Consider the following 22,668-nt stretch of genomic DNA (forward strand, 5'->3'; position numbering starts at 1 on the left):
TTTTAAACCGTATTTGCTAAAGTAAGAAATAGAAATAAAATAAATAATGAAAAAACTATTGAATCTAATCTATCTAATAAACCACCATGACCTGGAATTAATTTAGAAAAATCTTTAATTTTTACAGATCTTTTAACTCATGAAAATAACAAATCTCCAAATAAACCAATTATAGGAAATGCAACAGCTAATAAAATATAAATCAATATCTGTATTGCTTGAGATTTTGTTTTTATTAGTTCCATTGTTTCATTTAATGGTTTATAGTCATCTAAAGTAAATATAAATATTAAAGCATAAATAATTCCAAAAAATGTAGACACACTTAAACCAATTAAAGCACCTTCTCAAGTTTTTTTTGGAGAAATTACAGAAGCTAATTTTGTTTTTCCAAGTGTCATTCCTCCAATATATGCAAATGAATCACTTAAAATTATCATTAATCATATTCAAATAATTGTATTAAATGAAAATCTTGCAGAAATTGATTCTGTTACTTCATAAAATGGATTTAATGATAATGAAGCAATTGAAAAACCTTTTAACCCAAAAATTATTATCATTGATATCATAAAATTTACTAAAGTATCTTTTTTCAAAATGCTTTTATTAATAAATGATGATAAAAAGTAAAAAAATAAAATAATACAAATAATTACTGGTAATTGTCAAGAAGAAAATCAAGAAGATAAATTCATTTTTTGATAAAAAGAAAAATTATATAAATCTTTTGATGTTGGAAAAATATATATAAAAATACCTACTAAAATAAAAAACATTTGTAAATATCATTTTGAAAAGTTTAAAGCCATATTAATTTCAAATAAACAAAATGAAAGAACTAATATCGTTGAAACAATTGAAAGATATGAAAAAATATCTGTGTCAAAAATGTTTATTAATGATGTATAAAGTGCACCAGTAACTATAAAGAATAATAAAAATAATAATAAAATAATTGTTGAAGCAAATCTAACTTTAAAACTATGTATACCATCTTTTGTTTTAAAACGATTTATACCAACTTCATTATTTTCAGGTGTTAAATCAACAATTTCTGTTAATTCAAATTCTTTACTCTTTTTATTTTTTTTCATTTTCCATTATTCCTCCAAATCTTCTATCTCTTAAATTAAAATCTTCAATAGCTTCTTTTAAATCATCTTTTGAAAAATCTGGTCAGTAAACCTTTGTAAAATATAGTTCTGAATAAGCCAATTGCAATAGCATAAAATTACTAATTCTTTGTTCCCCACCAGTTCTTATTAATAAATCAACTGGTGGAATATTTTTAGTGTATAAATTATCTATAATGTTTTGAATACTAAATTCATTAATATTCATTTGATTATTTATAATATTATTTAATACTATTTTAAATGAATTTTCTAGTTCAACAAATGATCCATAATCAAATGCAAAATTAACAATAATTGTTTTGCATTCTCTAGTTTCATTTTCTAAGTCCTCTAAAATTTTTCTAACTGAATCAGGAACAATATTTCTTCTACCAATTCAATTTATTTTAATGTCCTCTTTTAAATATTGTTTTTTCTTTTTTTCTGAAAAAATTTCACTTGGAAATTTCATCAAATACTCAATTTCTTTTTTTGGTCTATTTCAATTTTCAGTTGAAAAACAAAATAAAGTTACATATTTTATATTATATTTTTTTAAATTTAAAATTGTGGGAAAAATATTTTGCATTCCTATTTTATGACCATAAGTTCTCGGTTTTTTTCTTTCTTTTGCTCATCTTCCATTGCCATCCAAAATGAAGGCAATATGTTGTAATTTTTTAATAACTACCGCCTCTTTTATTTTACTATTTGTAACTCTCTTAATGGAGTTGTTAAATATTCATATCCATCTTTTGTTACAAGAATATCATCTTCAATTCTAATTCCACCAATTTCAGGAATATAAATACCTGGTTCTACAGTTACACACATTCCTTCAATAAGTTTCTTATTACCTGCAACTGAATTATATGGTTCTTCATGAATTTCAATACCTAAACCATGTCCTGTTCCATGTGTAAAATATTTACCATATCCTTTTTTATCAATGAAATCCAAACAAATTTTATGAATTTCACTTCCTAAAATGCCTGGTTTAATTGCTTCAATTCCAAGTTGTTGAGATTGATAAACTATTTCATAAATTTCTTTCAATTTTTTATTATCATCATTTCCCATTGCAAATGTTCTTGTTTGATCAGAACAATAACCATTGTAAATGCAACCCATATCTAAAGTAACAAAATCACCAATTTCGATTATTTTATCAGTTGGTACTGCATGTGGTTTACTTCCATTTCTCCCACTTGCAACAATAGTATCAAAACTTAATTTTTCTGCACCATTTTGTAAAAAACTATTTGTTACAAAGTGAGATAATTCTTTTTCTGTCATTCCAGGTTTTACAAATTGTAAAACATCTAAAAAAACCTTGTGAGTAATTTCACAAGCTTTTTTAACTTGTTCAATTTCTCATTTATCTTTTACCATTCTTACACTATCAAAATTATAACCAATAACTTCTGCTTTAATATTTCTACTAAATGATTCTGCTTGATTTACAAAAATTCAATCATTTTCAAAAACTATTTTTTTAATAGAATTTTGTTCAATTTTTTCATTTATTAATTCATACACTTTTCCAAATTCAATAATTTCATCAATATTATTAATTGATTTTGATTCTCTTGCAGTTGTTATATATCTTCCATCTAAAAATAGAAAACTTTTTGATTTTGTATATAAAATGTATCCTAAACTTGATTGAAATCTAGAAAATCAGTATCTATTTTGTGGTGAATATAACAAAATTGCATCCGAATTTGTTTCCTCTAATATTTTATTTAATATTTCTTTTTTCATAATTTATCACTCTTTCCTTCTTTTTTATAAAAAAAGGAAACAAAAAGTAAATTTCACATTTTGAATCCTTATTTTTTTTGTTTATGTATTTGGTGAGAATTACATTTAAAACAATGTTTTTTAACTTCTATTTTATTCTTTCTTTTATCATTTTTTGCAATATAATTTTCTTCTTTGCAAGTTGAACAACGTAGAATAACTCCTTCACGCATATTTTTAGCCTCCTTATTTTTATTAAGATATTAAGCAAATTAATAATATCAAAAAAAATTATAAAAGTCTTATTTTTTTATTTAAATACTATTTTTTTAATAAAAATGTGTAAAATAATAATAGTATTTTTAGGAGTGATATCATGAAAAAGTTACTAAGTGCAGTTTCGGCTATAACGTTAGTATCATCATCAACAATAACTGTTGTTGCTTGTAGTTCAAATGAATACTTTGAAAAATTTGAAGGTTGAATTGCAAATAAAGAATCTTTTGTACTTTATATTGGAGCAGATGATTGTGATTATTGTGTTCAATTTGAAAACGCAATGGATAATCAGAAAACTTATGTTGAACAAAAACTAACTAAAATGAGTACAGATTACCAAAATTTATACACAGAAAATGTTTATCAAGATTCTTTAACAGCTTTTGGAGAAAAATTAACAAACAATAAACCTGTTGACTTTAGAACATTTAAAACAGAAGAAAAAGCAAATAACTTTAAAGAAAAATGAAGTATAAATTTATTAGATTGAATTAAAGATAAAGTAATTGAAATATATTTTGATAATTTAATTGCTTCATCAATAAATAATTCAGATCTATATAAATTTAAAAAAATTGCTAAAGAAAAAGTAAATACTTACTTTGATTCTAATAAGGGTACTCCTTTCTTTCTAACTATTAGAAATGGAAAACTAGTTAGTTGAACTCAAGGATTTGAAAAAGATTCTTTAGGTTGAGATGAAAATTCTTTAAATAAGTTATTTGATCCAATTGTTAGTGAGTTTTTAAATAGTGAAATTGAAACTGAGATTGTTAATAAGATTAATGGTTCTTCAACTGGAGGAGAAGGTTCTACTGATTCTGCTGCAATGAAAGTAAATAATTATAATTATACAAATAATCTTGATGAATATTCAAAAAATTATGATTTACAATTATTACTAGATCAATATAAACAAACTTTATAGTTTGTTTTTTTATTTCTTAATTTAAAAATAAAAAAACACTTTTGAAAAAAGTGTTTTTAAATCAAGTCCTAATTTGGTCCCCGGGGCCGGACTTGAACCGGCACGACCGCTTAAAGTCGCTGGATTTTAAGTCCAGTGCGTCTACCAATTCCGCCACCCGGGGAATATATAAAAAATAAATGGTGTCCCGTATAAGACTTGAACTTATGACCCACTGGTTAAAAGCCAGTTGCTCTACCGACTGAGCTAACGAGACAATAATAATATAAAAATAAATGGCTGGGCCAGCAGGATTCGAACCGGCGCATGATGGAGTCAAAGTCCATTGCCTTACCGCTTGGCTATGGCCCAATAAATGGTGGGGAGAGACGGATTCGAACCGCCGAACCGTTAGGAGATGGTTTACAGCCACCCGCGTTTAGCCACTTCGCTATCTCCCCAATATAATATAAGTGGTGCTGACTAAAGGACTCGAACCTTCGACCTATTGATTACTAGTCAATTGCTCTACCAACTGAGCTAAGTCAGCAGTATTCTTCTTAAAGTAAGAACCTTTTCAATTATACAAAAAAATAATAAATAAAGTCAATATATTTTTAAAAAAGTATTATATTTTTTATATTTAATTTCAAAATAAAAGTACTCTGGGCGGAGTACTTATTTTATAAGAACTAGAACAAGCTTAAATTATAAAATATTATAAATTTAATTATTTTGTTCATTTGATAGGGCTAAATAAACATTTGGGCTAATGTAAAAAGCAAGCTCTAGTCTAAAATATTATAAGTTATATGAATTTTAATTTCAATATTTAATAAAGTTTTTTTAATTTTTAATAAAATAAAAAATAAATTTTTTTTAAATATCCTTTGAAGAAATTAATTTTAAAATTAAATTATCTTCACTTTTTTGATTACTTAAAACAATTAATTCTTTTGCTGTTTTAATAAAATTTTCAATGTCATTTCTATTTGTATATAAAGTCATAATTAAATCATCTTTTTTTACAAAATCATTAGTTGTTTTATTTAAATAAATTCCTGCTGCAAAGTCAATTTGTTCCTCTTTTGTTGCTCTCCCTGCCCCTAAAAGTACTGAAAGATAGCCCAAATCATCTGCAGTTTTAAAAGAAAGATAGCCATCAGTATCTGCTTTTATTTCAATTTTATGTTTTACTTTAAAACTATTATCATAATCTAAAATTAAATTAAAATTACCATTTTGAGCTTCAACAAATTCCTTTAACAAAGGTGCTGCAGATTTTTCTTCTAAAACTTTATATAATTCTTTTTTTGCAATTTCTAAATTTTTAAAAATATTATTTTCAACAAGTGTTAAAGCTGCTGCAATAACACATAATTCTTTTAAGTCCTCAGGACCATTACCATTCAATGTGTCTCATGCTTCTTTAACTTCAATTGCATTACCAATTGCTCTACCTAGTGGTTTATCCATATTTGTAATCATTACATTAACATTTCTGTTATGTTCTTTTCCTATAGAAATCATTGTTTTAGAAAGTTTAACAGCACTTTCCAAATCTTTCATAAAAGCTCCACTTCCCATTTTTACATCAAGAATTATGCTATCTGCTGGTATAACAAGTTTTTTTGACATAATACTAGATGCAATCAATGGAATTGAATCAACAGTTCCTGTAACGTCTCTTAAAGAATAAAGTTTTTTATCTGCTGGGACAATTTCTTTTGATTGACTCATAATTGAGATACCCACTTTATTTAAAGTTTCTTTAAATTTTTGTTCTGAAATTTCTCCAGTTCAACCAATACAACTTTCTAACTTATCAATTGTTCCTCCAGTTGGACCTAAACCTCTTCCTGAAAGTTTTGCAACTTTTACACCAAATTTTGCAACAAGTGGTGAAAAAATTAAACTTGTTTTATCTCCAACTCCACCTGTTGAATGTTTATCAGCTTTTATACCATCAACTCCATCAAAATTATAAGTTTTTCCTGAATTTATCATTTCTTGTGTAAAAATACCTAATTCTTTTGGAGTCATTCCATTAAATCAAACTGCCATATTAAATGCAGACATTTGATAATCTTTTAATGAATTATCTACAAATGATTTTATTAATCATTTTATTTCTTTTTCATCTAATTCAATAGATCTTTTCTTTTTTTCTATAATTGTTGAAAAATTCATTTTAATCTCCTATTCTATTAATAAAATACTACTCTACTTTTTTTATCAATTTTTTTAGGTGTTATATTAAGTTTTTTTGGATCTCAATCCTTATATAAATCCATATTCTTTTGAACTTCTCTTTGAACATTTTTTGTTAACATTTCTGTTTTCAAAGAAATAAATTTTTCAGGCATTAAAGGTTTTCCAAAAATAATCTTAATTCTAAATTTTCCTTTTGGTCTTTTAATGAATAATTTATATGAATCAATAATAGTTACTGGAACTATTGGTACATATGCCATTTGAGCAACTTTCATACTTGCAGATTGAAATTCACCAATTTCTTGTTTTGCACTTCGAGTCCCTTCTGGAAAAATAACCAAACTTCTTTTATATTCAGAAATTAATTCTTTTGCTTCTTTAACAGCAGTTAATGCACTTCTTGGGTTATTTCTATCAATCGGTACATTGTCTGTTAGATTCATAAAATTTTTAAATATTTTTTGTGTTCATAATTCTTTTTTTGCAATAAAAGCCACAGGCTGTTGAATTAAAAAATCATTAACTGAAAACATTAAAATTGGATCTAAATTTGATTGATGATTTGGTGCCAAAACAATTCCTCTATCAAGTCAATTTTCAATTCCTACAACATCAATATAAACATTTGTTAATTTTAAAACTTTTCTACACTTTTTTTTAACTCAATTATATCTTCATTCTTCTGTATAAAAATTAGGATCATTCTTAATTTTTTTATTAATTTTTTTTGCTTTTTTAATAACTGATCAAATACTAAGCATATTAAAAAATAATTTTGCTTTACTTAAATGAGCAGTTTCTGTCTTTTCCTTTGCTTCTTCTATTTCAACAGGGCTAAGTTCTTCAATTTTATTAACATCAGTTTGTTCTTCTTTTATTTCATTTTTTATCATTTGTTAATTCCTCTCATACACATAAACAATAAATTCTTCAAATTCAGTTTTGGACTCTAATCTATATTGTTTTTTATCTCATTTTGGTGCAAAAGTATCTCCATTATATTCTTTTTTTATTTCACTAATAATTAATTTATCTGCAAATTTTAATGCAGTTAAATAAATTTGTAGACCACCAATTACATATAAATCTTCTTGAGAATTTCTGTATTTCTCCAAAATAAGATCTAAGTCTGTTGAGATTTCAACATTATTATACCTTTTTTCCAGACTTCTTGAAGTAATTAAAATATTTTGCCTATTTGGTAGTGGTTTTATAGTTAAAGATTCTCAAGTATTTCTTCCCATCAAAATAGTTTTATTTTTTGTTGAATTAATAAAATGTTGCATTTCTTCTTTTATATTTCAAGGAAGTTTATTATTTAAACCAATAACACCTTTTTTTGTTTGAGCTCATATTAATATAACCATTAAACAGCAACCTTTCCCTTGATTGAAGGATGACTTTGATAATTTTCAATTTTTATATCTTCAAATTTAATATCATAGATTGATTTATTATTGAAATCTACTATTAATTTTGAAAGAGGCATAGGTGTTCTTGAAAGTTGAATGTTAATTTGATCTAAATGATTAAGATAAATATGTCCATCTCCAATTGTATGAATAAAGTAGCGTGGTTTTAAAGAACATTCTAAAGCTACTAAAGTTAATAATAAAGAGTAACTTGCAATATTAAAAGGTATTCCTAAAAAAATATCTCCACTTCTTTGATATAACTGTAAATCTAAATAACCATCCTTTGATACGTAAAATTGAAATAGTGAATGACATGGAGGTAAAGCCATTGTTTCAATTTCTGCTGGATTCCAAGCAGATATTATTAATCTTCTTGAAAATGGATTTGTTTTAATATCATTTATTAATTTTGCAAATTGATCAACACCATTAAAATTTCTCCATTGTTTACCATATACTGGTCCCAGATCACCATGTTTCTTTGCAAAATTATTATCCTTTCTTATTTTTTCAATAAATTCTGTTAAAGACTCATTATTATAATCTTTTGACTTTTTAAATATTTCAAATGGTCATTCATTTCAAATATTAACTCCATTATCGATTAAATATTTTATATTTGTATCTCCTTTTATAAATCATAAAATTTCATGTACTATGCCTTTAAAAAAGACTTTTTTTGTAGTTATTAATGGAAATCCATCCCTTAAATCATATCTTGATTGAATTCCAAATTTTGATATCGTACCAGTATTTGTTCTATCTTCTCTTTTTTCACCATTTTTTAAAATATCATTTACTAATTCTAAATATTGTTTCATATAATCACCTTTATAAATTATATATTAGATTAAAAAAAATAAATTAAATATAAATTTCAATAAAAAAATCTATATCACTATAGATTTAATGCGACTGCAACCGAATATTTTTTTTCATGACTTATAGATATTTCAATTCCTTTTAAATCATCATTTAAAATAACTGGTTTATTATTAATGTAGACAATATTTATTTTACTCATAGAAATTGGTTGTTCAAAACACTTTATAATTGCTTCTTTTGCAGCTCATCTACCACTTACAAATTCAATTTTTGCTTCTTCAGATGAAAATTTATTTAATATTAATAATTCATCTGAGTGTAAAATTTTTTTAAAAAATTTCTCTGATAAATTAATTCTACTATTTTCAATAATATCTATTCCTATTTTTGCCATTTTTTTTAACTCCACAAACTACTATTTGCAAAATCAAAATAGTAGCGTATTCAATAATATCCTCTTTTATTATAATTTTCTCAAAAATTATTTTCATTTATGCTTATGTCAGCAATTGTTTTGCCTGTTGATAAATTATTTGAAAATTGACCAAATTTAAGTTCTCCTGAAGGTACTATTTCCAAATTTTGAAATAAATAAGTCGAAGAATAACTTGAAGAAATAAAAGGTAAAGTATCCAAATTCTTTCTTGTAATAGAATTCACATAATTAATATTTTTTAAAAATTTATACACTAAATTTGGATTTTTCAAAACAGAAACAATATATCTTTCCTTTATTGTTTCTGTTGTTGCTCAAGTTTCATTAATATTTTGTGCAAGAGTTAAAAAAGGATTTTCCATTTGATTACTTTCAGCCCATGAGTAAAAATTAACCATTTCTTCTTCATTTAATCAAGCATCATGAATTCCCTCTGTTGAACCTTTTGTAGAAACATAATATGAATCTAATGCATTAATTAAATCAATACTATGTAAAGAAGTATTTTCATTAGCTGAATCTTGTGCTGCAAAAACTTTTGAACCATATAACATTGCTTCAGAAAGTAACCTGAAAATAGATCTCGAATCTTCTGGCATTGTTTCTATACAAGTTGTAATTGGTGATTTTAATGGATTATCTGATGAATAACCCTCTGTTAATAAATCTTCATAAATTATAAAGAAATTTGATAACGTACTTAAATTTTCATTTTTAGATAATTCTGTACCCATAACTAACATTGGTTTAATAATATATTTTGAAACACAAGAATTAGTATATGTAAAAGAAAAAATTGGAATACTTGGAATTGAAGTTGTTATATTATTTGCTATCGAATATTTTTTATATGATCCACCATTTTCAATATAATCATAATAATCTTGATCACTTCAATTTGAAGTATCAGTAAGACCTATTTTTTGAGTATCTGTTGAAAATATTGGAAAACTTGCAAAAAAACTCACGCTCATTGATAATATCATACCCAAAGCTAATCCATTAAAAGCCCCTAATAAAGTATCAACACTACCAACAACTTTAATAGATTTAAGTTTTTTCTTAATTGGTCAGTAAAGAATAAATCCAATTAAGTTAACAAGTGAAAATATAAAAATACTTAAACATAAATATAAAATTAGTGCTGAAAATGTTTTTAAAACCTCATAAGAAGCACCAGAACCGTCAATAGATAGATTTTCAGTTCCTCCTGGTAATAAACCAGTAATAAAGCCTGATAAACTATCTCCAAATGCACTAAAAAGATCTGTTAAACCAAATTTAACTAATAGTTTCATTACCAATGGATTTAATGAATTTGTAAGTAATGCTGGTATAAACATTAAAATAATAACTGCAATTACTTCAACTATTAAAATATAAAAAGACATAAAAAATCCACGAGCTATTCCAAAAATAGTACAACCTATTATTACAGAAATTGCTATTAAATCAAATAGTCATCAAGGTCCAATATTAATTAGCATATTTCACAAACCCTTCTACTAAAAATTATTATACCAATTTTATTAGTATGATACCTAATACTTATTTTACTTTATAATTTATTAAAAGAACGGTGGTTACTATGAATAGCTTTAAAAACGTTGAAATTTCAATAATAAATACAATTATCAAAGATAATAAAAAATTTTTAATAAGTAAAAATAATAATGCTAATATAAGATATTTTTTTCGTTTAGAAGATAATACAGTTATAAATATTTATAATAATAAAACCATTTTATTTCAAGGAAAAAGTGCTAATTTACTAGCAAATAAATATAATTTATTAAAAGATAAAAATTTAATTAATAAAATAGTAAACAATAAAATTATAGAATTACCTAATATTGGTTGTGATGAAGTTGGTGTTGGTGATTTTTTTGGTCCTTTAGTTACTTGTGCTTGTTATTTGGACAAGGACTTTGAAAAAAATAACTTAAATTTAATAAATATGATAAAAGATTCAAAAACTATTTCAAATGAAAAAATTGAAAAATTATTTTTTCAATTAAAAGATAAGGTTAAATTTAGTGTTTATATAATGAAAAATAAGGAATACAATGAAAAATATACTTTTTATAAAAATACACATTTTTTAAAAGCAATCGCTCATAATAATTCACTAAAAAAAGTAATTGAGTTAAATAATGATTTAAAAACAGTGCCTATAATTATGGATCAATTTGTTAATGAGAATAAATATTTTTATTATTTAGAAAAAGAAAAAGATATTGTTAAAAATATTTATTTTCAAACAAAAGCAGAGTCAAAATATTTAGCTGTTGCTTGTGCAAGCATAATTGCAAGATATTTTTTTCTAAGTGAAATAGAAAACCTGCAAAACACTTATAAAATTAAACTTCCTTTAGGAGCTGGGAATAATGTTAAATTATTTGTACAAAAATATAAAAAAGAATTTAAAGTTGAATCTATTAATTTTATAAAATTGCATTTTAATGATGAAATTAAAAAAAAGATTTAAATTAAATCTTTTTTTTAATCCATTATTTTTAGTTTAACTTCTTTTTTATTTTCATAAATAATTCCCGCATCATCAAGCATTCTTTTTGCAATTTTATTTTCAATTGTTCCATTATATTTATCATTAGAATATATTATTTTTTTTATACCTGATTGAATTATACTTTTTGTACATTCATTACAAGGAAATAAACTCGTATAAATAATACAATTTATAACTGATTCTTTTGAAGATAATATTGCATTTAATTCAGCATGTACTACATAAGGATATTTAGTATTTTCTAATTCGCCTTTTCTATTTCAAGGATAATTATCATCGCTTAATCCTCTTGGAAGACCATTATAACCTGTTGAAATAATTTGTTTTAAATCATTAACAATGACAGAACCAACTTGAGTATCTGGATCTTTACTTCTCATTGCATTTAATTGAACCATTGCAAGAAAATATGTGTCTCAATCAATATAATTTTTTCTTTTCATATTTTATAACCCACTATGTAAAGTGCCACTAGTATCATATCACCAGTATCAACCGTTTAAATTAAATAGTTTATTTGCACCTTCAATTGAAATATAACCTTTTTGTTTATATAAACTAATTGCATTTAATGAATAAATATCATGTGCTGAAGAAAATGATGGTATAAAAGTAAATGTAAATGCTGCCAAAATACATGCTGCTAATATAAAAATTGGTAAAATAAATAATTTATCTCTACTATTTTTTCAATCATATGTTAAAAGTACAGTAATACTTGTACTAATTGCAGCAGAAGCAATTATTAAGATGTATTGAAAGTATGAAGAAGTAAATAGTGGATAAATTACAAGCATAATGATTGGAATAACTAATCTATTTTTTGAGAACAATTGGATTGCTTCTCTTTTTTTAGATCAAGTTGTAACACCCAAAATACCAACAATACTTGCTAAGAATCCAAGACTACCAGAATAAATATAAGTTTCAGAAACAGAACTTGTTGATACAAAAAAACCTGCTAATGGATATGTAATAAATACTGCTGCAGCAAATTTAATTGAGCCAACAAGTCCCTCAGTATATCGAGATAGTTTAATTGCCATTCCTGAAATAAAGAAAATTTGAATTAAAGCAAAAATTATTCCACCAGAATTTGTTGTAAACCCATAAGTAAAAACTCTTCACCATTGTTGACCATTAATTGTTAAATTTCTATTTGTTCCACCAAAAAATAAATCAACAACATAACCATTTATTGATGAATTTGAAAAAAACATAAAAGATAAAATAACTGTAACAATTGGCATAATTATAAAAATTAATGAAAGAACTATTGAAATATTACTATGACGATTCATTCTTGCTACTGCATTTTTTAACTTAAGATTTGAAGATTTTGAAGGATTTGTTAACATTTCAATAACTTCTTCTGTTGAAATATTTTCAATTCCGTCTTCGTCCTCTTCTTTTAATTGATTTTTAAATCTTTTTTCTAATGAATTAATTTTTGGAAAAATTTTAACTAACCTTTTCATAGCTAATTCAACTGAGTCAACTATAACCAATTTCCCTTCAAATTCCAATTCAATTTTATCTGAAGTAATTGCAATATTCAAAATTTGAATTTTTTGTCTTTTTGCTTCTTTTAGTTCTTCTTTCAATTGTTCAAGATTTTTATCTGAACTAACAGGTGATCCAATAGTAATTCTAATTATTTTGTACTGATTTTTTTTATTTACTAAATAAGAAACATAATCAGAGCTAAATTTCTCAACTGCTTTATATTTTTCAACTTTAACAAAATAATTAACTAAATTAAGTTTAAGTTCATTAAAATTTGTTTTCATATTTTATACACCTATCTTTATAACTCTTTTATTTTATCATTAAATTCCTTTGGTAATTCACATATTAATTCTAATTTTTTATTTGTAATAGGATGATTAAATTCAAGCTTGTAAGCATGCAAATATTGACCAAATTCTAACTTTTGATCTTCTCTATAGGAATAAAGATAATCTCCTAAAACTGGATGTTTAATGTAATTCATATGAACTCTAATTTGATGTGTTCTTCCTGTTTCAATAACACAGCTAATTAAAGTATGTTTTTCAAATCTTTGAATTACCTTAAAATTAGTTTTGGCATGTTTTGAATTAATGTCTGTTACGGTCATTTTTTTTCTATCAGTTTTGTGCCTACCAATTGGTGCATCAATTAATCCTGCATTTGGTTCAATTACTCCATGTACAATTGCATAATACTCTTTGTGAATTTCATTTTTTGATAACATATCTGTTAGTTTTTTATGTGCATTATCATTTTTTGCAACAATCATTATTCCTGTTGTCATTTTATCCAATCTATGAACAATTCCAGGTCTTAAAACTCCACCAATTGAAGATAGATCCTTAATTTTATAAAGTAAAGCATTAACTAATGTTCCTGAAGGATTTCCAGCAGCTGGATGAACTACTAAATTATTAGGTTTATTTAAAACTAAAATATCATTATCCTGATATAAAATTTCAAAATCAATATTTTCTGGTTTAGCACTCATTTCTTCAGGTTCATTAATATTTATTGTAATGATATCTCCAACTAAAAGATTATATTTTGAAGTTGTAAAAGTATTATTTATTAAAATTTCTCCTGAATCAATCATTTTTTGAATATAACTTCTTGAAAAATTATATTCCTGTTTTAAATAATTTGTGAGATATTTATCTAATCTTTCTGAATCATAATCAATCTTTATTTCTATATGATTCATTAATTATTCTCCTTTTTTTCATTTTTTCATTTCATATTAAAACTTTTCATTTTTTGAATATATTCTTTGTAAGAAATTTTATTTTCTGAGTCTTTTTTATAAAAAGTTGATCAATATATTTCAAAAGTAAGTAATTTTTGTGATTGAACATCATTGTATATTTCAAAAAGTTTTTCATTCTTTTTTAATTTTAATTCATAAATTTCACAATATAAATAAATAATTAAAGCAATAATAATTAATATTACCGAGATTGTAACTCAAGCATCAGCTAAATTAAAAATATAACTATCTGATCCTAAAAAACTAAAATCGAATTTTAAAAAATCAACAACACCACCATAAATTCCATTTTCTGTTGGAGGTGCTCAAATTCTAGCAATTAAATTTCCAAGGCTTCCTGCTAACATAAAATTTATACCTAGTATTCATCATTTGTCTTTAACAAAAATAAAAGCAACTATTATAAATAAACTCACAAATATTGCAATAGAAATAGCCAATGTTGGTAAATCTGCATTTATCCCATAAGCTGCGCCAGGATTAATTGTATACTCAAAATTAATTAATCCTGAAATAAATTCTTTATCATCACCCAAATTCATTGTTGAAGTAACTATTCCTTTGCTCAATCAGTCTAAAAAAAGTAAAAAAAGTATGATTGGTAAACATCATACTAATTTGTACTTTAAGATATAATTATAGTTTTTTAAAGTTCCCTTTAAATTAAAAAAGAATTCTTTCATTATTTCACTTCCTAATTTATTACTTCATGACATCTTTGACAAATATCATCTATTAAATTATCAAAAATAGCTCAACATCTTTGACACTTTAATCCTTGTTTTAATTCTACACTAACATTTGCTACTTTATAATTAATATTTTCTTCTCCTGAAATAAATTCAATTGAGTTAACTATTAAAATTTGATACAAATCTTTAATTTTTTTAATATAATCAAAATCTTTTTTTAATTGAATAAATATTTTTGCTTCAAAACCCTTTTTTATAATTTTTTCATTTCTAGCTTTTTCAAGTGCCTCATTTACATCATTTCTAAGTGCAAGAACTGCATTTCAACGATTTACAAATTCATCTTTTTGAATAAAACTTTGTTCTTTTCAATCAACTAAATGAATTGAATCCTCTTTTTTAATGTTTTTCATGTGAGTATAAACTTCTTCAACAGTATGAATTAAAATTGGCTTTAACATATCAAGTAATGCTCATAGTTGTTCATACATTACTGTTTGAACTTGTCTTCTTCTAATTGAATCCTTTGCTTCAACATAGATAATATCTTTAATAAAATCTAAGTAAAATGATGATAAGTCATTTGTAATATAATTATTTATTAACTTAAAAACATTATTAAATTGATAATTTTCAAAAGCTTGTTTTATTTTATCTTTTGTAATTGATAAATTATGTAGTGCAAATAAATCAACTTCTTCTAAATCTTTTTTATAATTTAAATTTGGATCAAAATCAACTAAATTAGATAAAATAAATCGCATTGTATTTCTAATTTTTCTATATGATTCTGAAACTTGTTTTAATATTTCATTTCCAATTCTTTGATCATCTGTAAAGTCTGTTGATAATACTCATAATCTTAAAATATCTGCACCTAATTCATCTGCAATTACTAAAGGATCAATTGTATTTCCAATTGATTTTGACATTTTTTTACCTTTTTCATCATTTGTCATTCCATGAGTTAAAAGTTCTTTGTATGCTGGCTTTCCATCAAAAATAACTGAATTTATCATTGATGAATTAAATCATCCCCTATATTGATCATTTCCTTCCAAATATACATCAAAAGGTCTTTGTAAATTGAAATTTTGCTCTAATGCAATATTTGAACTTCCTGAATCAAATCAAACATCTAAAATATCTTTTTCTTTTGTTCAACCTTGATTTCTATATTTTTCAGGTAAAAAATCATCTGCTGGTAATTCAAATCAAACATTTGTTCCTTTTTGTTTTATTACATCAATTGCATATTTTACAACTTCAAATTCAATATGAGGATTTTTTTGTTTATCAAAAAAAGCTATAATTGGTACTCCTCACAATCTTTGTCTTGAAATAGTTCAATCATTTCTATCTTTTATAATATTTCTTAGTCGTTCTTTTGATCATTCTGGATTAGTTTTAACATTTTCAACAATTACTTTATCAATTTCTTTTTTTACTTTATCTAAACCAATAAATCATTGATGAGTTGCTTTTCACATTACTGGTTTTTTTGTTCTTCAATCATGAGGATATGAATGTTTTATAAATTTTAATTTTAATAAAAGATTTTTTTTACTTAAATATTCTCCAATAATTTTATTTGCATCTTCATAAAAAACTCCTTCCAATTTTTTATCATTTACTGTAACATCAAATTTTCCTTGTTTATCAATTGGTGCAAAAGCTTCTAAATTATTTTCTTTAACTATTTTAAAGTCATCTTCTCCAAATCCCCCAGCTGTATGAACTAAACCTGTTCCTGATTCACTTGTAACATGATCTCCAATTACAGTAAAACCTGTTTTTTGTTCATATCAAGGATGGTGATAATTTATGCCTTTTAACTCAATTCCTTTATATTTATTAATTACTTTAACTTCTTCTCATCCAATAGTTTCACTGACTATTTGTAATAAATCATTTGCAATTATAAAATAGCGAGAATCATTTTTAACAGATATTTGAACATATTCTAAATCACTTGCTATTGCAATTAATTGATTTCCTGGAATTGTTCAAGGTGTTGTTGTTCAAACTACAAAATATGTATTTTCAAATTTTTCATCCTTTATTTGGCAAGCAACATAAATACTCGGTGATTTAACTTCTGCATATTCAATTTCAGCTTCGGCTAATGCAGATTCACTTGAAGGTGATCAAAAAATTGGTTTTAAATCTCTATAAATCAATTGTTTTTCAATCATTTTTAAATAAAGATTTAATTCACTATTTTCAAAATCTTGAGTTAAAGTTATATATTTTACATCATAATCTGTAAAAATACCCAATCTCTTAAATTGTTCAGATTGAATTGAAATTTGTTCAAGTGCATAATTTTTACACATTTCTCTAAAAGTAACAGGACTTAATGTTTTTCTATCTACTCCAGTTTTTGCAATTGCAGTTTCAATTGGTAAACCATGAGTATCTCAACCCATTATATAATTTGAATTAAATCCAATTTGATTTTTTCATCTAACAATAAAATCTTTTAAAATTTTATTTAATGAATGACCCACATGAATATTTCCATTTGCATATGGTGGCCCATCATGAAGAGTGAAAGTAGGTCTATTTTTTACTTGTTTTAATCTTTTATTATATATTTTTTCACTTAATCATTTATTTTGAATTTTTGACTCTTTTAATTTCAAATCCGCTTTCATTTCAAAATCAGTTTGATAAATTAGCAAAGTATCTTTATAATTTTTTTCCATTTTTTAAATTCCCTTCTTAAAAATAAAACACTCCTAAATATAGGAGCGTTTAACCGCGGTACCATCCTATTTATATAATCAAAAAATGATTATATATCTTTTAATAGATTTATACGCAATCCTAACGAGGAGTTCTAATCAGTGTAAAACCTTTCTTCTCCTAATAAAATGAGTGATAAGCTTAAAAACTCCTTGTTAATTCACACCAAACATTAACTCTCTGAAAAGTGTTTTTTAAACTTGTGTCTCATTATTTTCTTCTTTTATTAATTCATCAACCAAAGTTGAGAAATAATCACTGTAATTAAATTTTAAAGTTTCAGAATTAATTGGAAACTCATTTGAAATAACTTGATCAATATTTATTGCAAAGTTGTTTAAGCCAACAAAATTTTTTAATTTACTTTGATCAACATCTTCTTTTAACTGATCTAGTGCTTTTTTATATTTGTTGGTTCGTTAGTTTCACTATTTATATCTTCTACTGTTCCTGCAATTGCACCATATTTATCTGCTAAACCAATTCTTACAGGTTTATTTACAAGTGAATAATAACCTGATCCATTATTTCAAGACAAATCAATTAAACTTCTAATTATTAAATAAAAATATTCAGGTTCTTGAGCACCTAGAGCAGAATATATTATTTCACCCTTTTTTAAATTAACATTTTTACTTGTAATTGTTTCCTTTGCAATAATGCTATATTTAGTTCTAAATATATTTGTAATTAATACATTTATATCTTCATACCATCCTTGTAATGATTCAATAAAAGGAATATAACTTGCAGAATTTCTTTCATAATCTTTTAAAAATAAATATTGTAATTTTGGAGATAATGTTAGATAAAAATTTTTATTTTCTAATCACTTTTCAATCATTACTTCTCTAATAGCTTGAGAAATAGTTTCTTGGCTTTCTCTATTATATAAAGTTTGACCAGAAATTGCTAAATCAATTCCATCTAAATTTAAAGTATCTATTTTTTCTTTTAAAGAAATTTTTAAATCATTTTTTTGGTCTCATGAAAAAAGCATTCTATCTCCTGTTGCGCCACCAAAAAAAGCTATGTATTTTTTTTGATCAATATTTTTATTTCTAGTATTTAAATAATCAATATTTTCCTTAGTTAATCACAAATCAAGATTTGTATCATAATTTTTAGTTGATAATAAATAAGCTAAATTAATAATTGAGTAGCTTGAATCTTTTAAATTTACTAGTAATGTATCTTCTGCAGATAAAGTTTTTGATTCAATTTTAGTTTCTCATTGATACCAATAACCTGATATATTATGCTCAGTATATTCAATTGGTGATTTTGCCTTTATAATATCTGAAACTTTTGCTTTAAAAGTAATTGTTTGATTTCTTTTAACTATTTTTGAATTTAAATTTGATGAAATTTTTGCAGTATATTGCATTATTTCATCTTCTCTTGGTTGAATTGTAGAATTTAGTAAAGTTATTGAAGAAAAATCAAAATAAATATTTACAAGTTTTTCAATATCACTTTCATTTTCTATACTAATTTTATTAATTTCTGCAAGTTTTTTAATAATGTATTTTTGATTAATTATTTCATCATCATTAACTTCAAAATTTCCTAAATCTCATTTTCAATTTAAAGATGAGAGATCTAATATTGTGTTATCAGAACAAGCAATTACAGATGTTGTTGAAGTTGCTACTAAACTTGTTACTGCCAATAAACTAAGTAGTTTTTTCATTTTAAAATCTCTCCCATATATAAAATTATTATACAATAAAACAATTAGTTTTATGAAGTAGTATCTTTATAAATTTTATCAACAATTTTTTTTATTAATTCTTTTAATTCATCTATTTCATCTGTAAGAAAATAATTATTTTTTTCAATAAATTCATCAACATATTTTTCAAAATTATTTTTATCTTTTTGGATTAAATAAAGAGTTTCTGAAATACTTTTTTTAAAATCATGTGTAAAGGTTACTGCTTTAAAGATGATTTTTTCTGCATTTTGTCTTGCAATATCATAAACTTCTTTTGTTTTTTTAATACCTGCTTCTGTATATTCTTCTTTTTTATAATAATTCTCTAATTCTTTTTCTAATTTTTTTATTTTCATTTGTAATTCATTTTTTTCCATTATAAATGTCCTTCAAAATTCCAATTTAAAGAAATTTCTGCAGTTTTTGCAAATTTTTCCTTAAATTCGTCATTTAAACTAACTATTATATTAAAAATTAAGTCAAAAATAATCATCTCTCCAGGAACTGAAGAAATTGATGGATATTTTATCTTATCATCTTTAATAGTTTGAGTTTCTATTATATAAATTTCTTTAATATTAACTTCTGGCTCTAATTGTTTTTTTGTTACTTCAATATCAGCAGTCAATATTAAAATAGGTATTTTTTTTGAGTATGTTCACTTAATTGATTCAATAATTTCTTTTGTTCAACCAGTTCTTGTAATAAAAATTGCAAAATCATTTTCATCAAAAAATATAACTCTTTGAGCATAAGTATGAATATTAGATACTCCTTGAGCTGGGATATCAATTCTTCCTAAGTTAAAAACAAATGAATTTGCACTAGTTTGTTGTTGCTCTAAACCAAAAATAATTATACGATTTGATATATACATTCTTCTTGAAATATCTTCAATTGTTTTATAATGAATATTACTTAAAGTTTCATTAATTGTATAAAGTGCAGCACCTCTAACATTATGAACAATTTGTTCAATTGTTTTATCATCACCCAATTGATAATAATCACTTTCTAATCTTGATTTTTCATAAACAAACATTTGAATTGATTTAAAAGATTTAAATCCCAATTTTTGACAAACTCGCGTCATTGTTGAAGGACTAACATTACTTTCTTTTGAGACTTCTTGAATTGAATGAGTACAAAAAAAAGTCGGATCATTATTGATTAAATTTAAAATTGATTCTTCAGTTGCATTTAACTCTGTTTTATCTAAATCTATAATTTTCATAAATTTCTCCTTATCTATTTTTACCCTTTTTATGCTTTAAATTTTTAAAATTGCTATAACCTTCATTATTTTTAATATAATTACTATCAAAACCTAATTGAGTTAGATGTTGACTTCTTAAATTATTTAATTCTTCAATATTAGTACACCTTTTGATATCTCTAATATATTTTGAAGATAATTTCAAAACAATATTTGCACCATAACCATCTTTTTTTCTTCTTTGCACGTTAATAATTATAAATGTAATTAGTAAAATTGAAAGTATTAGAATAAAAGAAAATGTAATTAAATAAGGAATTAATAAATTTTCTCTTAATTTAAAATCTACTTTATATTGTCCATTATTCTTTCCAAGGTAATTTAAATTTGTTGCATCAACTCAACCAGCCTGCATAACATTCATCATATATCTTTGAGGAACAAAATATAAGACAAAATTTAATCAAGGAGCATTACCTGCAATTGTTTCATAAGGAAATGCACAACCTAGTAAATTATATGAAATCAAATATATTAAACTTGCAATAATATTTCCTCAAGTTTGATTTTTACAAAATACATAAATTGAGTAACTTATTAAAACTGATAAAATTCAAAGTAAAAATGCTCCTGTTAAAAACATAGTCCAATTAACATGTTCAAACATATTCCTTTGTTCTTTAAAAAAGATTATTATTATTGTTAACATTAACATAAGAATTAAAGCATTTATTGTAAATGATGCCAAGATATTTGCAAAAGGCCTTAAAAAACCATTCATACCTGTAAATTTCATTCTTTGACTAAAACCAACAGTTCTGTTCATATTAACATTTCTATAGAAAGTATGAACACCATTTCGTGCTATTAAAGTCCCAATTGCACTTGCAAAAATAAATGGGTCATCACTTTTAAAAAGTAATCAAATTATTAAAATAAAAAGTATTAAAAAAACTCCTAAAAACATATTTAAAGGTGAATAAAGAAAGGATTTTATTGACAAAATATATAAATTATAAAAAATCTTTAAATTTAATTTGAATTTTGTTTTTGTCATTCTTTATTCTCCTTTTTTTATTTTCTTAATTTTTATTTTCTTAATTCTTAATTTTTTCATTTTTTCATTTTTTGGTAATAATGAATTTCATATTTTCATTGCTTCTTCAAGTTCACTAATAGTTGAAGCTCTTTTTATTGAATAAATAATTGCTAAGTGTTTTTTTGTATTTGAATATCTTTTGTATTTTTTGTTTTCATATTCAAATTTCCTTCTAAAAATAAATATCAAAATAATTAAAAAAACTAAAATTAAAATAAAGCTTACAACATAAGGAATTCAAAAATTTCCATTATAACCAAAGGATTCATTTTGCATATAAAAATCATTAATTCAACCTGAATCCATAATATTTAAAACATATCTTTGTGGAAAAAGAAAACTGATTATTATAATAGTTTGAGAGCTTGACAATGTACTGTATGGAATACCCAAACCAAGTAAGTAAACAGAACCAAAATAATAGATATTTCCATAAACTGCTGCTATTTCATATTTTTTTATTGTAAATGCTAAAATGAAGGCAATTAAATTTGACATTAAAAGCAATAAAATAAAGCCAAGAAAAAATGAAAATCAATTAACACTTTGTATAGATTGTCTTTGTTCTGGAAATAACATAGATAAACCAACTAAAAATAAAGTGACACAAGAATTCATAATTTGATTGAATAATATCATTGTTCCAAAAATAAATGTTTTTGATATCTTTGTATTAAAAAGCCTTTCAAAAAATAAAGTTGATTTAAAATCATGAAGAGTTTTATGAAAATTAAATAAACAATTTCTTATTCCACTAATACCAATAGCACTAGCAAGAACGAATTCATCATAAGTCATTGAACCAGAATTTTTGAATGCTAATCACACAACTAAAGTAATTGTTGTAATTACTCAACCAGAAAAAATATTAAAGCTATCTTTTTTATAATTATCTCATTGAATTTTTCAAATAGATTTAAAAATACTTCATCTTGATTGTTGCATAATTC

At 24.0% G+C, this 22,668-nt stretch carries 22 protein-coding genes and 5 tRNA genes; 2 read left to right on the plus strand and 25 right to left on the minus strand.

Going from position 1 to position 22,668, the window contains the following annotated elements:
• Positions 1–2: 2 nt before the first annotated feature.
• The 4 genes from STAIW_RS05720 to rpmG all read right to left on the minus strand — a co-directional run bounded on the left by STAIW_RS05720 (position 3) and on the right by rpmG (position 3,094).
• The gene (locus STAIW_RS05720) at positions 3–1,097 is read right to left on the minus strand and encodes a phosphatidate cytidylyltransferase (protein ID WP_020834566.1); all 1,095 of its coding nucleotides are present in this window, start codon (positions 1,095–1,097) and stop codon (positions 3–5) included.
• Entirely contained in the window at positions 1,084–1,866 is a 783-nt protein-coding gene (gene uppS, locus STAIW_RS04075; RefSeq protein WP_321163251.1) for a polyprenyl diphosphate synthase, read from the minus strand. Before uppS ends, STAIW_RS05720 begins: the two co-directional genes overlap by 14 nt.
• A complete protein-coding gene (locus STAIW_RS04080; protein WP_041618891.1) occupies positions 1,818–2,885 on the minus strand; it encodes an aminopeptidase P family protein in 1,068 nt (355 codons plus the stop codon). The genes uppS and STAIW_RS04080 overlap by 49 nt, the downstream gene beginning before the upstream one ends.
• Positions 2,886–2,950: 65 nt before the next feature.
• Positions 2,951–3,094, minus strand: a complete 144-nt coding sequence (gene rpmG, locus STAIW_RS04085) for a 50S ribosomal protein L33 (protein WP_020834569.1) — start codon at positions 3,092–3,094, stop codon at positions 2,951–2,953.
• Between the two features lie 143 nt (positions 3,095–3,237).
• Between rpmG and STAIW_RS04090 the strand changes: the two genes are divergently transcribed.
• Entirely contained in the window at positions 3,238–4,068 is an 831-nt protein-coding gene (locus tag STAIW_RS04090; protein ID WP_020834570.1) for a hypothetical protein, read from the plus strand.
• Between the two features lie 74 nt (positions 4,069–4,142).
• Here the strand turns inward: STAIW_RS04090 and STAIW_RS04095 are convergent.
• From STAIW_RS04095 to STAIW_RS04145, 11 genes are all read right to left on the minus strand, one after another.
• Positions 4,143–4,231 (minus strand) — tRNA-Leu (locus STAIW_RS04095).
• A gap of 17 nt (positions 4,232–4,248) precedes the next feature.
• Positions 4,249–4,324: transfer RNA gene (locus STAIW_RS04100), tRNA-Lys, on the minus strand.
• Between the two features lie 20 nt (positions 4,325–4,344).
• A tRNA-Gln gene (locus STAIW_RS04105) sits at positions 4,345–4,419 on the minus strand.
• Between the two features lie 5 nt (positions 4,420–4,424).
• A tRNA-Tyr gene (locus tag STAIW_RS04110) sits at positions 4,425–4,508 on the minus strand.
• 13 nt (positions 4,509–4,521) lie between these two features.
• A tRNA-Thr gene (locus STAIW_RS04115) sits at positions 4,522–4,597 on the minus strand.
• Between the two features lie 329 nt (positions 4,598–4,926).
• Positions 4,927–6,237, minus strand: a complete 1,311-nt coding sequence (locus STAIW_RS04120; RefSeq protein ID WP_020834571.1) for a thymidine phosphorylase — start codon at positions 6,235–6,237, stop codon at positions 4,927–4,929.
• Positions 6,238–6,254: 17 nt separating this feature from the next.
• Positions 6,255–7,154 carry a lysophospholipid acyltransferase family protein gene (locus STAIW_RS04125; RefSeq protein WP_020834572.1) on the minus strand — a complete coding sequence of 300 codons (900 nt, stop codon included), beginning with the start codon at positions 7,152–7,154 and terminating at the stop codon, positions 6,255–6,257.
• A gap of 3 nt (positions 7,155–7,157) precedes the next feature.
• Positions 7,158–7,628 (minus strand): dihydrofolate reductase, encoded by a 471-nt coding sequence (locus STAIW_RS04130; RefSeq protein ID WP_020834573.1) that lies wholly within the window; start codon positions 7,626–7,628, stop codon positions 7,158–7,160.
• A complete protein-coding gene (locus STAIW_RS04135; RefSeq protein ID WP_020834574.1) occupies positions 7,628–8,497 on the minus strand; it encodes a thymidylate synthase in 870 nt (289 codons plus the stop codon). The genes STAIW_RS04130 and STAIW_RS04135 overlap by 1 nt, the downstream gene beginning before the upstream one ends.
• Positions 8,498–8,574: 77 nt before the next feature.
• Positions 8,575–8,895, minus strand: coding sequence for a holo-ACP synthase (locus tag STAIW_RS04140; RefSeq protein ID WP_020834575.1), 321 nt, complete (start codon positions 8,893–8,895; stop codon positions 8,575–8,577).
• A 5-nt stretch (positions 8,896–8,900) separates the two neighbouring features.
• On the minus strand, positions 8,901–10,424 hold the full coding sequence (locus tag STAIW_RS04145; protein ID WP_020834576.1) for a CvpA family protein: 1,524 nt from the start codon (positions 10,422–10,424) through the stop codon (positions 8,901–8,903).
• A gap of 101 nt (positions 10,425–10,525) precedes the next feature.
• On the opposite strand from STAIW_RS04145, the gene rnhC reads away from it, so the two are divergent.
• Positions 10,526–11,425 carry a ribonuclease HIII gene (gene rnhC / locus STAIW_RS04150; RefSeq protein ID WP_020834577.1) on the plus strand — a complete coding sequence of 300 codons (900 nt, stop codon included), beginning with the start codon at positions 10,526–10,528 and terminating at the stop codon, positions 11,423–11,425.
• Between the two features lie 14 nt (positions 11,426–11,439).
• Here the strand turns inward: rnhC and STAIW_RS04155 are convergent, their stop codons facing one another.
• From STAIW_RS04155 to STAIW_RS04200, 10 genes are all read right to left on the minus strand, one after another.
• Positions 11,440–11,910, minus strand: a complete 471-nt coding sequence (locus STAIW_RS04155; RefSeq protein WP_020834578.1) for a deoxycytidylate deaminase — start codon at positions 11,908–11,910, stop codon at positions 11,440–11,442.
• A 3-nt stretch (positions 11,911–11,913) separates the two neighbouring features.
• Positions 11,914–13,257 carry a hypothetical protein gene (locus STAIW_RS04160; protein WP_020834579.1) on the minus strand — a complete coding sequence of 448 codons (1,344 nt, stop codon included), beginning with the start codon at positions 13,255–13,257 and terminating at the stop codon, positions 11,914–11,916.
• 17 nt (positions 13,258–13,274) lie between these two features.
• On the minus strand, positions 13,275–14,183 hold the full coding sequence (locus STAIW_RS04165; RefSeq protein ID WP_020834580.1) for an RluA family pseudouridine synthase: 909 nt from the start codon (positions 14,181–14,183) through the stop codon (positions 13,275–13,277).
• Positions 14,183–14,929 carry a signal peptidase II gene (locus tag STAIW_RS04170; protein ID WP_020834581.1) on the minus strand — a complete coding sequence of 249 codons (747 nt, stop codon included), beginning with the start codon at positions 14,927–14,929 and terminating at the stop codon, positions 14,183–14,185. Before STAIW_RS04170 ends, STAIW_RS04165 begins: the two co-directional genes overlap by 1 nt.
• Positions 14,930–14,940: 11 nt before the next feature.
• Positions 14,941–17,646: an isoleucine--tRNA ligase gene (gene ileS, locus STAIW_RS04175; RefSeq protein ID WP_020834582.1), complete on the minus strand. Its 2,706-nt coding sequence runs from the start codon at positions 17,644–17,646 to the stop codon at positions 14,941–14,943.
• Positions 17,647–18,077: 431 nt separating this feature from the next.
• Positions 18,078–19,379 (minus strand): lipoprotein, encoded by a 1,302-nt coding sequence (locus STAIW_RS04180; protein WP_020834583.1) that lies wholly within the window; start codon positions 19,377–19,379, stop codon positions 18,078–18,080.
• 50 nt (positions 19,380–19,429) lie between these two features.
• A complete protein-coding gene (locus STAIW_RS04185; RefSeq protein ID WP_020834584.1) occupies positions 19,430–19,780 on the minus strand; it encodes a hypothetical protein in 351 nt (116 codons plus the stop codon).
• Positions 19,780–20,637, minus strand: a complete 858-nt coding sequence (locus tag STAIW_RS04190; RefSeq protein WP_020834585.1) for a MurR/RpiR family transcriptional regulator — start codon at positions 20,635–20,637, stop codon at positions 19,780–19,782. Before STAIW_RS04190 ends, STAIW_RS04185 begins: the two co-directional genes overlap by 1 nt.
• 10 nt (positions 20,638–20,647) lie before the next feature.
• Positions 20,648–21,676: an ABC-2 transporter permease gene (locus tag STAIW_RS04195; protein WP_020834586.1), complete on the minus strand. Its 1,029-nt coding sequence runs from the start codon at positions 21,674–21,676 to the stop codon at positions 20,648–20,650.
• A gap of 3 nt (positions 21,677–21,679) precedes the next feature.
• Positions 21,680–22,663 carry an ABC transporter permease gene (locus tag STAIW_RS04200; RefSeq protein ID WP_020834587.1) on the minus strand — a complete coding sequence of 328 codons (984 nt, stop codon included), beginning with the start codon at positions 22,661–22,663 and terminating at the stop codon, positions 21,680–21,682.
• Between the last annotated feature and the right edge of the window lie 5 nt (positions 22,664–22,668).

It is taken from the genome of Spiroplasma taiwanense CT-1, from assembly GCF_000439435.1.
Taxonomy (GTDB): domain Bacteria; phylum Bacillota_I; class Bacilli_A; order Mycoplasmatales; family Mycoplasmataceae; genus Spiroplasma_A; species Spiroplasma_A taiwanense.